This window comes from Mesorhizobium sp. P2_A8 (assembly GCF_056404935.1).
The window spans coordinates 213,049-228,593 of record NZ_JBFUDB010000008.1 but is presented as its reverse complement, the minus strand read 5'-3'; the positions used below and the strand labels follow the sequence as shown (position 1 = coordinate 228,593).

General features: G+C 63.1%; 14 protein-coding genes. 5 read left to right on the top strand and 9 right to left on the bottom strand.

What is annotated here, in order from left to right; translation table 11 throughout:
* Positions 1–73 precede the first annotated feature (73 nt).
* Together AC1D10_RS23885 and AC1D10_RS23880 are read right to left on the bottom strand one after the other, a co-directional pair.
* On the bottom strand, positions 74–967 hold the full coding sequence (locus tag AC1D10_RS23885; RefSeq protein WP_477276193.1) for a LysR family transcriptional regulator: 894 nt from the start codon (positions 965–967) through the stop codon (positions 74–76).
* 315 nt (positions 968–1,282) lie between these two features.
* Positions 1,283–2,761, bottom strand: a complete 1,479-nt coding sequence (locus tag AC1D10_RS23880; RefSeq protein WP_477276191.1) for a LysM peptidoglycan-binding domain-containing protein — start codon at positions 2,759–2,761, stop codon at positions 1,283–1,285.
* A gap of 111 nt (positions 2,762–2,872) precedes the next feature.
* On the opposite strand from AC1D10_RS23880, the gene AC1D10_RS23875 reads away from it, so the two are divergent.
* Positions 2,873–3,484, top strand: a complete 612-nt coding sequence (locus tag AC1D10_RS23875; protein ID WP_111549207.1) for an LOG family protein — start codon at positions 2,873–2,875, stop codon at positions 3,482–3,484.
* An 84-nt stretch (positions 3,485–3,568) separates the two neighbouring features.
* On the opposite strand, the gene AC1D10_RS23870 is transcribed toward AC1D10_RS23875, so the two are convergent.
* Positions 3,569–4,480: a LysR substrate-binding domain-containing protein gene (locus AC1D10_RS23870; protein ID WP_477276189.1), complete on the bottom strand. Its 912-nt coding sequence runs from the start codon at positions 4,478–4,480 to the stop codon at positions 3,569–3,571.
* A gap of 110 nt (positions 4,481–4,590) precedes the next feature.
* On the opposite strand from AC1D10_RS23870, the gene AC1D10_RS23865 reads away from it, so the two are divergent.
* The 4 genes from AC1D10_RS23865 to AC1D10_RS23850 all read left to right on the top strand — a co-directional run bounded on the left by AC1D10_RS23865 (position 4,591) and on the right by AC1D10_RS23850 (position 10,287).
* Positions 4,591–4,881: a hypothetical protein gene (locus AC1D10_RS23865; RefSeq protein ID WP_477276187.1), complete on the top strand. Its 291-nt coding sequence runs from the start codon at positions 4,591–4,593 to the stop codon at positions 4,879–4,881.
* Between the two features lie 154 nt (positions 4,882–5,035).
* The gene (locus tag AC1D10_RS23860) at positions 5,036–6,136 is read left to right on the top strand and encodes a glycosyltransferase (protein WP_477276185.1); all 1,101 of its coding nucleotides are present in this window, start codon (positions 5,036–5,038) and stop codon (positions 6,134–6,136) included.
* A gap of 51 nt (positions 6,137–6,187) precedes the next feature.
* A complete protein-coding gene (locus tag AC1D10_RS23855; protein WP_477276183.1) occupies positions 6,188–9,118 on the top strand; it encodes a class I SAM-dependent methyltransferase in 2,931 nt (976 codons plus the stop codon).
* 170 nt (positions 9,119–9,288) lie between these two features.
* Positions 9,289–10,287, top strand: a complete 999-nt coding sequence (locus AC1D10_RS23850) for a transporter (RefSeq protein WP_477276181.1) — start codon at positions 9,289–9,291, stop codon at positions 10,285–10,287.
* Between the two features lie 17 nt (positions 10,288–10,304).
* Here AC1D10_RS23850 and AC1D10_RS23845 read toward each other — a convergent pair whose 3' ends face one another.
* From AC1D10_RS23845 to AC1D10_RS23820, 6 genes are all read right to left on the bottom strand, one after another.
* Positions 10,305–10,991: a glutathione S-transferase family protein gene (locus AC1D10_RS23845; RefSeq protein WP_477276179.1), complete on the bottom strand. Its 687-nt coding sequence runs from the start codon at positions 10,989–10,991 to the stop codon at positions 10,305–10,307.
* Positions 10,992–11,001: 10 nt separating this feature from the next.
* The gene (rarD, locus tag AC1D10_RS23840) at positions 11,002–11,919 is read right to left on the bottom strand and encodes an EamA family transporter RarD (RefSeq protein ID WP_477276177.1); all 918 of its coding nucleotides are present in this window, start codon (positions 11,917–11,919) and stop codon (positions 11,002–11,004) included.
* Between the two features lie 83 nt (positions 11,920–12,002).
* A complete protein-coding gene (gene cimA, locus AC1D10_RS23835; protein WP_477276175.1) occupies positions 12,003–13,625 on the bottom strand; it encodes a citramalate synthase in 1,623 nt (540 codons plus the stop codon).
* Entirely contained in the window at positions 13,622–14,578 is a 957-nt protein-coding gene (gene pip / locus AC1D10_RS23830) for a prolyl aminopeptidase (RefSeq protein ID WP_477276173.1), read from the bottom strand. The genes cimA and pip overlap by 4 nt, the downstream gene beginning before the upstream one ends.
* Positions 14,575–15,051 carry a GFA family protein gene (locus tag AC1D10_RS23825; RefSeq protein WP_477276171.1) on the bottom strand — a complete coding sequence of 159 codons (477 nt, stop codon included), beginning with the start codon at positions 15,049–15,051 and terminating at the stop codon, positions 14,575–14,577. Before AC1D10_RS23825 ends, pip begins: the two co-directional genes overlap by 4 nt.
* Entirely contained in the window at positions 15,048–15,539 is a 492-nt protein-coding gene (locus AC1D10_RS23820) for a GFA family protein (protein ID WP_477276169.1), read from the bottom strand. The genes AC1D10_RS23825 and AC1D10_RS23820 overlap by 4 nt, the downstream gene beginning before the upstream one ends.
* Positions 15,540–15,545 lie beyond the last annotated feature (6 nt).

The window sequence follows — 15,545 nt, the reverse complement described above, 5'->3', positions numbered from 1 at the left end:
ACAATTCGCATGTAGTTAGAAATGAAATAGATAAATGTACAGTCGCGTTTCAGAACCGTATCACCAAGTCGCACTAGCCTCTGTAACGAAGCGCTTCGACCAGAACGGCGAAGGCTGGCGTATGTTGTCGTCTGCTAGGATAGTAGAGGTGATAGCCGGAGAATGGCGGGCACCAATCCTCCAGCACACGAATCAGGCGTCCGTCGGCAACGTGCCGGGCAACCTGAGTTTCGAAAGTGTAAACCAGCCCCAGTCCGCCGAGGGCAGCGTTTACCAGCATCTCATTGTCGTTGATGACGAGCGACCCGCTGACCCGGACCTCAAGCTCGACGCCATCGCGCTCGAACTCCCAGGCATAGAGCCCACCCCCTGCGCTCTGCCGGTAGCTGACGCAATTGTGGTTGCTCAAATCACGCGGCGTTTGTGGAACCTCACGGGTGGCAAAGTAGGTTGGGGAGCCGACCACCGCCATGCGGATATCGGCGCTCACCCGAACCGCAACCATGTCTTTCTCGATCTGCTCTCCGACGCGGATGCCCGCGTCGAATCGCCCGGCGACGATGTCGGTGAGCCCTTCATCAACATTGATTTCGACAGCGATGTCCGGATATTCCGGCAGGAGCTTCAGCAGGACAGGCCAGAGCACCGTTCTTGCCGCATGGCGGAAGGTGGTGATGCGGATCGTGCCCGCAGGCCTATCACGAAGTGCGGTGAGCTGAGCGATTTCATTGTCAATATGGTCGAATGCCGGACGCAGGCTGTGAAGCAACCTTTCTCCTGCGTCGGTCAGCGACAGGCTGCGCGTCGTTCGTGAGATCAATCTGACCTTGAGCCGCTCCTCGAGCATGCGGACGGCATAGCTGAGTGCCGACTGGGACAGGCCAAGCCTTGCGGCGGCACGTGTAAAGCTTCCCTCTTCGGCGACCGCGATAAACATGGCCAGCTCGCTGAAGTCGCCTTTTCTCATTTATAAGCCTTGCTTCTGACTGCGCGCCGATTATAGCGCCCAATCGGCATGTTCGTCCTCAGCTATTTGTTCCCCAGGCCGGCTGACCGAGCGCGGCCGAATTGACCGAGAACATGGATCGTCACTTAGCGATCGATCAGTGACTGACGACGGGATTGGGTCGCGGGCACGCGCAGCGCGCCACCGATTGGTTCAAAACCTCGAGCCACGCCCTTCCTCAGCTGATTGTGCAGTCACTCAGCCGAAGGGATCAGACCTCCTTGTGAGAAGGGGGGCCCGCCTCGCGATGGAGGTGAGCGCCATTGCTCAATGCGATCACTTGGTCTTGGTCGGCGCCGTCGTCGCCTGCTCGCCCATCGACTTGAGGTCGGCGGCTTCGCCTTCCTTCGACTTTTCCGGGACCTTGAACACCTGCCCCGGCCAGATGCGGTCGGGATCGCTGATCTGGTCCTGATTGGCGAGGTAGATGGTCGAGTAGCGCACGCCATGGCCGTAGACGCGCCGCGAAATCCGCCACAGCGTATCGTTGCGGCGGATGATGACGGCGCTGCCGGCATGCTCAAGCTTGGGCGCCACCGTCTCGGGTACATCGCCTGGCGGCGTTGCCGCCGGAGCCTCGGTGCCGGGCGCTGCCGGCGTCGCTGGCGCTTCGGCAGCGGCGGTGGCCGGCACGGCAGGTGCTGGAGCGGCAGGCGCTTCGGCGGCAGCCGGCGCGCCCAGCTTCGGCTCGGCGGGCTTTGCTTCGGCGGGCGCCACGGCGGCGACCGATTCACCCGGCTCGCGCTCAAAGGGCACGGCGGCACGGGCCACGACTTTCACCCCGTCGGCATCGAGGCCATCGACATGGATGGTGTAGCTGCCGACCGGAATGTCGCGCGTCGCCTCGACCAGGAAATGGCCGTCGGGCGACGTCTGCGCGTCGCCGAGCAGGATGTCATTGGCGTAGGCGCGCACCTTGCGGCCCGGATCGGCAAGACCGGCAACAAAGATCTTGTTGCCGTCGATCTCGACCGCCTCGACGACGATCTTGGGTTCTGCCCCGGGTACGGCGGGCGGCGTCGCTGGTGCTGCCGGAGCAGGTGATGCTTCAACCCCGGCCGGGGCCGGAGCCGCAGTGGCAGGCGCTTCGGCTGCAGGAGCAGCCGGGGCGGCACCCTGGTTGCCGGAGGCCGGTGCGGCGGGCGCCGGAACAGTGAGCAGTTCGGCCGGCTTGCCCGGCTCCTCGACCATGGCCAGCACCTGGCCGGCCGCATCCTTGGGAACAGAAACGACGGCGGTCTGCGCCGAGGCGGTCACCACATCGCCCGTTGTCGAACGCAGTGCAATTGTATAGTCGCCGGGTTTCAACGGATCGTCGAGCACGATGACAAAGGCGCCATCAGGACCGGCGACCGTCGAGCCGAGCACGGTCGTGCCGTTGAGGATCTCGACCTTCGAGTTGGGCGCCGCATTGCCGGCAATGACGATCGAGCCATTGCCCTCGACGCGCACCACATCGAAGGACGGCACGATCGGACCGGCCGTAGCGGGCGCTGCCGCATCCGTTGCCGGCGCGCCCGGGGCCGTTGCCTGGGGCGCCGTGACGGGAGCGGCCGGGACCGCCGCTGGCGGCAGCCGCGCTTCCGTGCCTGGATCGGCAGGTTTCGGCGCCGCGGGCGGCGTCAGTGCCGCCACTTCAGCCGGCGGCGTGTGATTGAGATACGGGTCGAGTGCGCCCGATACATAGGCTGTTCCTGCGGCCGCAACGGTCCCACCCGCCGCGAACAAGAACGCCTTCAGTGGATTAATTGCCATTTCCCTACCCCTTAGCCACCTAATGCCGGTCTAGCCTGTTTTGCCAAGACCGACAAGAAAAAGCCCGCCCGGGCTTGACCCCGCTTTCAGACCCAATCACCAATCATCAGTATGAACACGATTCGATCCGTCTGCGTCTATTGCGGCTCGTCTCCGGGCCGCGATGAAACCTATGCCAAGGCCGGCCACCTGCTTGGGCGCTCGCTTGCGCGCTCCGGCCTCAGGCTGATTTATGGCGGCGGCACCAAAGGCATCATGGGCGCCGTCGCCGAGGGCGCCCTGCGTGCCGGCGGCAAGGTGACGGGCATCATTCCGCGCTTCCTGATCAACAAGGAGGCGACCGAAACCGCGCTTGACCGGCTCGACGAGCTCGTGATCACCGACAACATGCACGAGCGCAAACACAGGATGTTCGAAAAATCCGACGCCTTTGTGGCGCTGCCGGGCGGCATTGGCACGGTCGAGGAGATCGTCGAGGTCATGACCTGGGCCCAGCTCGGCCATCACCGCAAGCCGATCGTCTTCGGCAACATCGGCGGATTCTGGGATCCGATGCTGGCGTTGCTCGATCACATGGCCGCCGAGGGCTTCATTCACACCGCGCAGCGGGTCAAGCCGCTGGTGGTCAACGACCCCGAGGCAATCGTCGCCGCCATCATGGTGGCCGGCTCCTCCGTCGACGCCCCGACCGAGGGCATGCAGTCGGTGATCGACAAGCTGTAAGTGAGTAGGGAATAGGAAGTAGGGAGCGCCGGAAGCTGTGCCCGTGAACCGCTTGCCTACTGCCTACTGCCTACTGCCTACTGCCTACTGCCTACTGCCTACTGCCCTACGCTCTTCCCCAGCAGCCTGCCGCAAGCCGGCAATGACCGCACGGCGATCATGGCGCCGCCAGGCAAGATAGATGGAAACCGTTCGTTCGAACCATGGCAGGTCGCGAAACACGATCCGCGACGGTGCGGCGGCACGCAGGCTGGCCTGCACCGTGGCCAGGCCAAGACCGGCGCTGACGAGACCGAGCGAAGTCAGCGGATCGGCTGTCTCGTAGGCGATGTCGGGCAGGAAGCCGGCCTTGGCGCAAGCGGCGAGGAACTGGCCACGGTTTGTGTCGTCGGGCTGGCGCACGACGGTGATCCAGGTGCGGCCGTCGAGGTGGTGCGGCTTGATCTCCGACAACCCGACAAGCGGATCGGCTTCGGGGATCGCAAGCACCAGCGGTTCATGGCGCAACGCCATGGCTGCGACATCAGGGTCATCCTCGGCCGGCGGCGAATAGACGAAGCCCAGATCGAGCGACCGCTGCCGCAGCCCCTCCAGTTGCGCCGCCGAACGCAGGCTTCGCAACTGAAGATGAAAATCCGGCCGTTCGCGGCGGAACTGGCGCAGCATCCCGGCGACAAGCCCGGCATGCACGGCGCCTTCGACATAGCCGATGGCGAGACGGCCGACGGCGCCGCTGGCCAGGTTGCGGCCGAACTCCTCCAATCGTCGTGCATTGGACAGCAGCGAGCGGGCCTCGGTGAGGAAGGCACGGCCTTCGGCGTTGAGATGGACCCGTTGCTTTGCCCTTTCAAACAGGGAAACGCCAAGCTGCTGCTCGAGCTGCATGATCTGCCGGCTGAGCGGCGACTGCGAAATGTGCAGCATTTCGGCGGCGCGGCCGACATTGCCGGTTTCGGCGACGGCGACGAAATAGCGGAGCTGGCGCAGGTCGAACATTTTTTCTCCGAGGCATCAAGTCCTTCTAGGTCTCAACTTTAGCCTACTCAGTCTTGGACAGTCTGACCAGTCAAGGCGATATTTGGCCATCCCAACCAAGGAGACCCGCCATGCAGTTCTTTGCCCTTCTGACCCGCAACACCGAAAAGTTCACCGATGCCGATTTCGCCCCGCTGCTCCCCGGCGAGGCCGAGCAGCGGCGCACGCTCTACTCTGAAGGCGCGGTGCGCCAGGTCTGGAACCGCGGCGACATCCCGGGCAGCGGCATGATGTTCGAGGCCGGCAGCGACGCCGACGTGCGCGGTCATCTCGCCACGTTGCCTCTGGTCAAGGCCGGGATGATGGACATCGCCGCCATAGTCCCGCTCAACCCCTATCCAGGCTTCGGCCCGAAGCGCTGAACCAGAGCAAGAGGTGGGGCGGTCGGCAACGCCCGCCTCCGGCTCCGCCTCCAAGCTTTCGCCTGATACAGCGGGCAAACTCGCCTTGTAACGATTTCCGTTTGCGGCTGACTGCCTAGTTGGCTATCGGGGAATATCGGCAAGGGGAGAAATTTTGGAGAACAGACCCGAGGCGGGAACTGATCGCGTTCCACGCGCATCCGTCGTTATGACCGTCTATACCGACCAGCGCTTCCTCGATGCGGCGGTCGAGAGCATACTCGCGCAGGAATTTGGCGACCTTGAACTTATCATCGTCGATGATGGGACGGGCCAGGACGCGGTCTTCCAGGCGCTGGCGCGTCGCGACCCGCGCATCCGGATTGTCGTCAATCCCACCAATCTAGGCACCGCCGCAGCCGCCAACCGCGGCATCGAAGCCGCTCGCGCCGACATCATTCTTCGCCTGGACGCCGATGATGTCGCCGAGCCGACGCATGTCGGGCGTCTCGTCGCGGCACTGGCCGACGATCCGCAACTGGGCATGGTCGGAAGTTCCGTGACACTGATCGACGAAGCCGATCAGGTCCACTATGTACAGGCAATGCCGCAAACGGATCTGGAGATCCGGTGGACCATCCTGTTTTACAATCCGTTCTACCATTCGGCGGTCGCTTATCGCCGCAGTTGCTTCGAGGCGGCCGGACATTACAGGATCGAGGAACTGGTCTCGCAGGACCACTATCTCTGGTTCCAGATGCTGCCCCTGTGCCGCATGCGAAACCTTGCCGAGCCGCTGACGCGCTATCGGATGAATGCGCTCGGACTGTCGATGGCAAATTCAAAAAACTGGCGCAACCGGACACATCCGATCCGCGAGGCGCTGTGGACCCGTATCGGCCTGACCTACGACCTCTACGACGACGCCTTCGCCCAGGACATGTCGCGCTTCCTGCGCGGGCATGAGATCGCCACTGAGCGACGCGTCACCGCCTACCGCAAACTGCTTGGCGTGCTGCGTGCCTTTCTTGCTGCATCGCAACCCTTTGCGCGCGCCGAGGATGCGGACGACGCCCAACGGCTAGCGCACAGTACAGTCGCGCGCATGCTCGCCAGCCCACCGGTGCGGCTGCGAGAGGTGTTGGAGGTCTGCGCCCTGAGCTGGCCGCTCGACCGGCGCGCCGCGACCAGCGCGGCGATAAGGCGGCTGGCAGTCGGCGCCAGTTCCCGGTTGCGGGCGGCAGGAAAACGGCTGAGCCGGCGTTGGGCGAACTAGGGTGTCTATGGCGCGAGATCTGCCGTCCCTGCCCGTCCGTAACGAGAGAGCATGATGGACCCTGATTTTTCTACGTGGTTTGAAGGCAAGTACCTTTCCACCGACTGGACGTCGCCATTCTTCTCCGTCTGGGCGGCGCTGCTTGCAGCGCGCCGTGACGAGCCCCTCAAGGTCCTGGAAATCGGTTCCTGGGAGGGCCGGTCCGCGATTTTCTTTCTACGATATCTGAGCAAGTGCCAACTGACATGCATCGATACGTTCAGTGGAAGTCCCGAACACACACTTCGGGCCAGATGGGCCGACCAGCTTGCCCATGTGGAACAACGTTTCGACCTCAACATCGCTGAATTCGGCGGACGGGTCGAAAAGATCAAAAGCCGTTCGTCGCAAGCGTTGGCTCGCCTGGTCGCCGAGGAGCGCAGTTTCGACGTCGTCTTCATCGACGGCAGCCATCACAGCGCCGATGTCCAGGCCGATGCCGTGTTTTCCTGGCAGATGGTCCGGGACGGCGGGATCGTCATTTTCGACGATTATGAGTGGACGTTCTTCCCCGACGAAGTCGATCGCCCGAAACTTGGAATCGATACGTTCCTGTCGGTGCATGCTGGCCAATACCGCGAGTTGTACCGGGGCCAGCAAATCATTGTCCAAAAAATCGCGGCCTCAAAAATCGAACCTTCACGGGAGCCCGCGCCGGCACTGCGGCGGGAGGCCGGCCAGGCGCTCGGCATCGCTGAAAACAGCGTCGAATTTGTCCTGATTGCCGAAGCGGGCATTCTCGAAGCACAAGCCCTGTTGCTGTGCGAGAGCATACGGTGTTTCACCGGCGTCTATTCGCGGTGCCCGATAACGGTCGTGTCGCCAAGGAGCAGCCGTCGCCCATCCTTGTCGACGCTGCGCAGACTCGAGCAGCTGGACGTCGAATATCTGCCGCTCGAGATCGAGAGTTGCTACCCGCAATACGGTACGTCCTATCGCATCCATGTGCTCGCTCACGTCGAACGTCGGCCGGGACCGCCAGTCATCATCCAGCTCGACAGCGATACGATATTTGTCGCCGAACCCGATTTCTCGTTGGGCACAGGTGCGACTGCCGCGCGTCCGGTGGACATGAAGGGCATGTGCACGACCGGGCCTGGCGATCCATTCGACAGCTACTGGAGACAGTTGTGCACCCTTGTCGGCGTCGACTATGAGCATCTCCCCATCGTGGAGACAACGGTCGATCGTCAGGCGGTGCGAGCGAGCTACGATGGCGGGCTCCTTGTGGCAAAGAGGGCATGCGGCCTTTTCCAGCGGACCGAAGACATTTTCAGGCAATTGGTGGCCGCGGATATGAAACCGTGGACCGACGGGCCAACCATCAGCACCGGGACCGGAGTTCTGCACGGAGAGGCCACCACCTATTGGGGCACAAGCCAGGCGGCGTTCTCGCTGGCGGCAGTCGCCGGAAACCACCCCGTTCGACTTTTGCCGGACACGCACAATTTTCCACTCAATTGCGTGGCTGCGCTGGCGGTGCCTGACCCGGCGCGCTTGGTCCATATCCACTATCATCACCTGTTCAGCGCCGGATCGGCTGGTGCAAATCCGGTATTGAACGGAACTCTGGACCTTCCGGTGGGAATTTCCGAATGGCTTCTGGCCCGGCTGCCGCTGCAGGAAAGCCCGCAACCGACGGTGCCGAAGCGTGATCTGCCAAAACCACCCAGGAGAAAGGCAATCCTCGTCCTGGGTATGCACCGCAGCGGCACCTCCGCGCTTGGCGGCGTGATCAATGCACTTGGAGCGGCCGGTCCGAAAAATCCGCTGTCCCCAAATTCCCACAATCCCAAGGGATTCTGGGAAAGCGCCCGCCTCCATCTCGCCAATGAAGACCTGCTGGCATCGGCAAATTCCCACTGGAGTGACTGGCGGGCGCTCGACCCGCGATGGATGCAATCGCAGGCAGCCGATCGGCATCGCCACAAAATCAGGGCGATCCTCGACAATGAATTCGGCGACGAGCCCTTGTTTTTTGTCAAGGACCCGCGGATTTGTCGATTTGTCCCGTTCTTGTCGTCGATCCTGGCCGAGATGGCGGTCGACGCGGTCGCATTTCTGCCGGTCCGCAATCCTCTCGAGGTCGCGTTGTCGCTGAGGCGGCGCGATGGTCTGCCGCTGCCAAGATCACTTATGCTGTGGCTGAGGCACGTGCTCGATGCGGAGTATCATTCGCGAGGCATGCCACGATATTTCCTGCGCCACGAAGATTTCCTCATCGACTGGCGACGCCTTATGGACCGTGCGGCCAAACAAACTGATGTCGTCTGGCCGGCTCGTTCCAGCCAGGCCGATGTCGAGATCGAACAGTTCCTGACCGCGGACCTGCATCATGAAAGGGCCTCGATCGAAGACATGCGGAACCATCCGGATGTCACACCGCTGATCCGGAAAACCTATGACATTTTCCGTGCCATGGCGGTCGATGGCGAAAGCCCTGAATTGCGCGCTGAACTGGATCGGGTGCGGATGGGGTTCGACGAAAGCTGCGATGTGTTGGGTATGATGGTCGCCGCCGAGACCGAACAGTTACGCGGGGAGCTTGGAGCGCGGAATTTGGAGTACGGGGCAGCCATTCGCGCCCAGCACGACCTCAGGCTCGAGCACAATGCGGTCGTTCGCGCCCTTCATGACGTCGGACTCGAGCGCGATACGGTCGCCGGCGTCCTTCACGATCTCAGGCTCGAGCACGATGCAGCCGTTCGCGCCCATCATGAGCTTGGACTCGAGCGCGATACGGTCGCCCGTGCCCTTCATGACGTCGAGATCGAGCGCGATTCGGCCGTTCGTGCCGTTCACGACCTCAGCCTCGAGCGCGATGAGCTCTTCCGCGACCGGGACGCTCTCTGGGCAGAACGCAACGCGCTTCTCGCATCAAGCAGCTGGCGGTTGACCGCACCGCTGCGTTGGGTGCGAGGCCCGTTCGTGCGCCGACGATGACGGCAAAATCGAACGCGGCCAGCGCGACGCCAGTGACGGAGTGTGACCGACAGACTGCGATCGGCTGTCAATAAACCGTCACACGAAACCGGGTTCGCCCGTGCTAGGAATTGGGGTCAGGCGGCCGCCATGCGACGCCATGTTCGAAACCTGCATCTGGCACCGCACCCATGGATATCGCTCTCGCCCCGGAAGGCACCGACCTGTCGCCTTACCTGCCCGACGAGCACGGGCTGTTCTTCATCTACCATTTCACCACTGAGGGCCTGCGCACCAAAGACCCGGCACAGGCGTGCTGGACATGGCGTAGCTATCAGATCACCGACCTGCATGCACGCCAGGAGATCGCCGCCGAAAAGGCTTTGCCGAGGCCGGTGCGCGACGCCTTCCTCGCCCCCAGCCATGGCTGCCACATCGACTTCGAAGATGGCTGGCTCCATGGCGATCTGCCGGATCTGAAACACGACTTTTCGGAGGCGCGCGGGCTCGTCCATTTCCGCTTCGCCTTCAACGAGACGATGCTGATCGGCGCGCGCAAACAGCCGCTGGAATCGGTCGATGCCGTCCGCAAGGCGGTGGAGAATGGATCGCGAAAATTCCGCTCGCCGGCGGAACTGATCGAGGCGGTCACGGGCCAGTCGCTCGACGGCATGTCGGCCGAGCTCGGCAAACTGGGTGACACGCTCGATGGCATCGAAGACCGCGTCGTGCGCGATGCATGGCACAATGAGCGACAAGCGCTGGTCGAGGCGCGCCGGCAACTCGTGGTGATCCATCGGCAGATGGCGACGATCACCAATCTGTTCCGGCATCTCGACCATTCGCATTGCAACGAGTTGCCTGACCCGATCAACGACATGGCGGCAAGGCTCTTGCAACGGGCGCATACGCTCTACCATGACGGCGAGCAGTTGCAGGCGCGCACAAGGCTTTTGCAGGACGAACTGATGGCCAAGCTGACCATGCAGTCGAACCAGCTGCTCTATGTTCTCTCCGTCATGACGGCGGTGCTGCTGCCGATGACCATCATCTCGGGCTTGTTCGGCATGAATGTCGGCGGGTTGCCGCTGGTCGACACGCCGGTGGGCTTCTGGGTGGTGACGGCAATATCGGTGGTTATCGCGTCAGCCACCTATTTGTTCGTCAGGCGGCTTGGCCGGGGGTTGTAACGCCGGCCGGGCGGTCCTTACGCTGTGGCGCGAAGATCCTCGATGATGGTGCCGGCGGCATGGACTTCCGCTTCATGGTCGGGCTCACGCCATATCTCGGCAAGACCCGCGGCATACCATTCCCGCATCGCCGGCAGACTGAGCAACTGTGCCGGATAGGTCGCGGCCGCCCCCTCGAAGGAGAGCCCATAGGACTGGGCCCGAAACGCCACCGGGGCAAAGAAGGCATCGGCGGCGGTAAAATGAGCGCCGGCGAGAAACGGCCCGCCGAAACGGGCAAGGCCATCATTCCAGAGATCGCCGAGGCGAAACAGATCCTGCTTCAGCGCATTGGACATCGGGAACGGTTCTACCCGCACGCCGCAATTCATCGGACATGCGCCGCGCAGCGCGGTGAAGCTCGAATGCATTTCGGCGGCGGCCGAGCGTGCCCAGGCGCGCGCCTTGGCCTCGACAGGCCAGACGCCATGATGGCGCTCGGCCAGATATTCGGCGATGGCGAGCGAATCCCAGACTGCCCAGCCATCGTCGATCAAGCAGGGCACCCGGCCACTCGGTGAGAACGGCCGGTAGAGGTCCCAGCTCGATCCGGTCGGAAACGGCGTCAGCCGCTCCTCGAACGGAATATCCAGCTCGTGCATGAGGAGCCATGGCCGCAGCGACCATGAGGAATAATTCTTGTTGGCGATGTGCAGCAGGTACATCCGAAATCCCTTACCTGACAGAAGCCTTGCGCGCCGTCGTCAGCATCGACCAGGAATAGATCGCCAATGCCGCCCAGATCAGCGCAAAGGCAACGGCCTGGGTGGTGCCGAAAGGCTCGTCGAAGATCAGCACGGCGATCAGGAACACCATGGTCGGCGCGATATATTGCATGATGCCGATGGTCGAGAGGCGCAGCAGCTTGGCGCCGAAAGCGAACAGCAGCAGCGGGACCGATGTGACCGGACCACAGCCGATCAGCAACGCCGTATCGGCGCCACTACCGGACACGATGTGGTCCTGCCCGGTGCCGATCAGGTAGGCGATGTAACCGAGGGCCGGCACCGACAGCAAAAGCACTTCGAGCAGGAACCCTTGGCTCGGGCCGATCGGCAGCGTCTTGCGGAAGAAGCCGTAGGCGGCGAAGGAAAACGCCAGCGCCAGCGACACCCAGGGCAGCTTGCCGCCTTCGATGGTCAGCACCGCGACGGCGACCGCCGCCAGCACCACCGCCGCAATCTGCAGCCGGTCGAGACGCTCACCCAGCAACAGCGCGCCGACGACGACGCTGACCAGTGGATTGATGTAATAGCCAAGCGCGGTTTCGACGGTGCGGTCGACGGCGATCGCCCAGACATAGATGCCCCAGTTGACCGAGATCAGCGCCGCCGTCAGCGCGGCCATGGCGATGGTGCGTGGTGAGCGAAGTGCCGCCTTGAAATCCGCCGTGCGGCCGGCCCAGACCAGAACGGCGGCGGCAATCGGCACCGACCAGACGATGCGATGGGCGATGACTTCGGCGAGCGGCAGATGGGCGACCGCCTTCATGTAGAAGGGCAACAGCCCCCACAGGAGATAGGCGCCCAACGCCAGCAGGAAGCCGCGGCGGGCCTTTGCATCTGCGTCCAGAACAAGTGCTTCAGTGGCCATGGGCCAACGCTATGGCCCAGCCACCTTGCCAAGACCATCGCAAAGTTCTGATGGATCAATGGACTTTCGCTGATGGTTCAACCCTACTCCGCCGCGACCAGCCCGGCCATCTCGCGGTTCTTCATCAGCTTGTAGACGATGGAATCCATCAGCGCCTGGAACGAGGCGTCGATGATGTTTTCGGAAACACCGACCGTCCACCAGCGCGCGCCGGTGCCGTCATGCGATTCGATCAGCACGCGGGTGATCGCTTCGGTGCCGCCATTGAGGATACGCACCTTGAAGTCGGCAAGCTCCATGTCGGCGATCTCGCCCTGGAATTTGCCGAGATCCTTGCGCAGTGCGATGTCGAGTGCGTTGACCGGCCCATGTCCCTCAGCCACCGACATCTTCTCCTCGCCGTCGACCAGAACTTTCACGATCGCCTCTGACACCGTCTTCAACTGGCCGTTGGCATCGAAGCGACGCTCGACCATGCAGCGGAACGAGGTGACGTTGAAGAATTCCGGCAGGCCGTGCAGCATCTTGCGCGCCAACAGCTCGAAACTGGCATCGGCCCCTTCATAGGCATAGCCCTCGGCCTCGCGTTCCTTGACCACGGCAATCAGCGCATCGAGCCGGTGGTCGTCCTTCGGCACGTCGATGCCGCGCCGCTTCAGCTCGGCGAGGAAATTGGCCTTGCCGCCCTGGTCAGAGACCATGACGCGGCGGCGGTTGCCGACCGCTTCCGGAGGAACGTGCTCGTAGGTCGCCGGCTCCTTGGCCAGTGCAGAGGCATGGATGCCGGCCTTGGTGGCGAAGGCCGAGGCGCCGACATAGGGCGCCTGCGCTTCCGGCGCACGGTTCAAGAGTTCATCGAAGGCGCGGGACAGCCTGGAGACACCGGTCAGGGCTTCGGCCGAAATACCGGTCTCGAACCGGGTCGCGAAGGCCGGCTTTAGCGCCAAGGTCGGCACGATCGAGATCAGATTGGCGTTGCCGCAGCGCTCGCCGATGCCGTTGAGCGTGCCCTGGATCTGGCGCACGCCGGCCTCGACCGCGGCCAGCGAATTGGCGACCGCCTGGCCGGTGTCGTCATGGGCATGTATGCCGAGATTGCCGCCGGGAATGCCAGAGGCGATGACGCTCTCGACAATGGCGCGGACTTCCGACGGCTGTGTGCCACCATTGGTGTCGCACAGCACTACCCAGCGCGCGCCGGCATCAAAGGCTGTCCTGGCACAGGCCAGTGCATAGTCGGGATTGGCCTTGAAGCCGTCGAAGAAATGCTCGCAATCGACCAATGCCTCCTTGCCGGCGGCGATCGCCGCCTCTACCGAGGCCTTGATGGCATCGAGGTTTTCCTCGTTGGTGCAACCAAGCGCCACGCGGACGTGGTAGTCCCAGCTCTTGGCGACGAAGCAGATGGCGTCCGACTTCGACTGCACAAGGGCTGCAAGGCCGGGATCGTTGGAAGCCGACACCCCTGCCCGCTTGGTCATGCCGAAGGCGACGAATTTGGCGCGCGCCGTGCGCATCTGCTGGAAGAAGGCGGTGTCGGTCGGGTTGGCGCCGGGATAGCCGCCCTCGACATAGTCGAGGCCGAACGCATCAAGCAGTTTTGCGATGGCAATCTTGTCCTCGACTGAAAAGTCGATGCCCGGCGTCTGCTGGCCATCGCGCAGTGTCGTGTCGAAGAGATAGAGGCGCTCGCGGGTCATGGTCATTTCCCCACAAACCTGTCTGTCGCCCGGATCAGCTGGTCCAGGATACCCGGTTCCGAATAGGCATGACCGGCACCTTCGATCAGGTGGAAATCCGCCTTCGGCCAGGCCTTGTGCAGCGCCCAGGCATAGTGCGCCGGACACGGCATGTCGTAGCGGCCATGGACGATGGTGCCCGGTATGTCCCTGAGTTTGAAAGCATCACGCAGCAACTGTCCTTCCTCCAGCCAACCGGCATGGACGAAATAATGGTTCTCGATGCGGGCAAAGGCGATGGCATAATCATCCTGCCCGAACGGGCCGCTGGTCTCGGGGTCCGGCAAGAGCGTGATTGTTTCGCCTTCCCAAAGGCTCCAGGCGCGAGCCGCCTCGATCTGCGCCGTGCGGTCCGTGCCGACCAGCCGCTTGCGGTAGGCGGCCATCATGTCGCCGCGCTCGGCCTCGGGGATCGGCGCCAGGAAGCGCTCCCATTTGTCCGGGAACATTTCCGAGACGCCGAACTGATAATACCATTCGAGCTCCGCACGCGTCAGCGTGTAGATTCCGCGCACCACCAGTTCGCTGACGCGATCGGGGTGCGTTTCGGCATAGGCCAGAGCCAGGGTCGAGCCCCAGGAGCCGCCGAACACCAGCCATTTGTCGAAACCGGCCATTTCGCGCAGGCGTTCGATGTCGGCGACGAGATGCCAGGTGGTGTTGGCTTCGAGCGAGGCGTTGGGCGTCGACTTTCCGCAGCCGCGCTGGTCGAACAGGATGACGTCGTAAAGCTTTGGGTCGAACAGCCGCCGGTGCTTTGGCGAGATGGTGCCGCCCGGCCCGCCATGCAGGAACACCGCCGGCTTGGCGCCCCTGGTGCCGGAACGTTCCCAATAGACCTGATGACCGTCGCCGACATCGAGCATACCGGACTCGAATGCCTCGATCTCAGGATAGAGGGTACGCAATTGACTGCTCATAACTGCAAACCTTTGGTCGGCCAGTCGGCCGTTTCGTGGTCGGGGTGCTGGAAGGAGATGATCTGCTCCTGCCTTGTGTAGAAATCGGGATCCTGATGGACGGGCTGATCGAAGATGGTCTCCACCCAGGGCAGCCGCGCGGCGTAATTGACCTGGATCTGCGGGGCGAGATCGGAGCGGTCGTCGAAGGCGCCGATGGCGACCTCCAGCCCGCCGGGTTGCCGGTAGGTCAGCGGCGTGCCGCAGCGGGCACAGAAACCGCGATCGATGTTGACCGACGACTGGAAATAGCTCGGCTCCTCATGGGTCCATTCAACGCCATCCTTGGGCACGGTCACCAGCGCACCGAAGAACGAGCCGAACTGCTTCTGGCACATGCGGCAATGGCAGATCGACGGGCGGCCGAGCGCCCCATGAATGCGGAAACGCACGGCGCCGCACTGGCAGCCGCCGGTTCGTATTGTCTCGGTCATGATCTTTCCTTCGGCGGCCATTGTTCGGTGTCGTGGTCGGGATGCTGGTAGGAGACGAGATCGGCCAGATAGGGGGCCGACGACATGTCGGCCATCGTCTCCTCGCCCGGCAATTGCGGGATTGTGTCGACATAGGGCAGTTTTGCCTCGGTGCCCCACTGGATCAGCGGCACGATCTCCGCCGGATTGTCGAATGCACCAATGGCCAAGCCAACGCCGTCCGGCGCGGTGAAGGTCAGCGGCGTGCCGCAATCGGCGCAAAAGCCACGATCGACATGGCTGGACGAGCGGAAATATTTCGGCTCGCCACGCGTCCAGTCGAGCTTGGCGCCGCGCACCGACACGAGCGGTGCGTAGAACGAGCCGAACGCCTTCTGGCACATGCGGCAATGGCAGATCGAAGCGTCGCCAAGCGTGCCTTCGACGCGGAAGCGCACAGCGCCGCACTGGCAGCCACCGGTGTAGATGGGCCGGTTGTCGAGGCTCATCGCGGC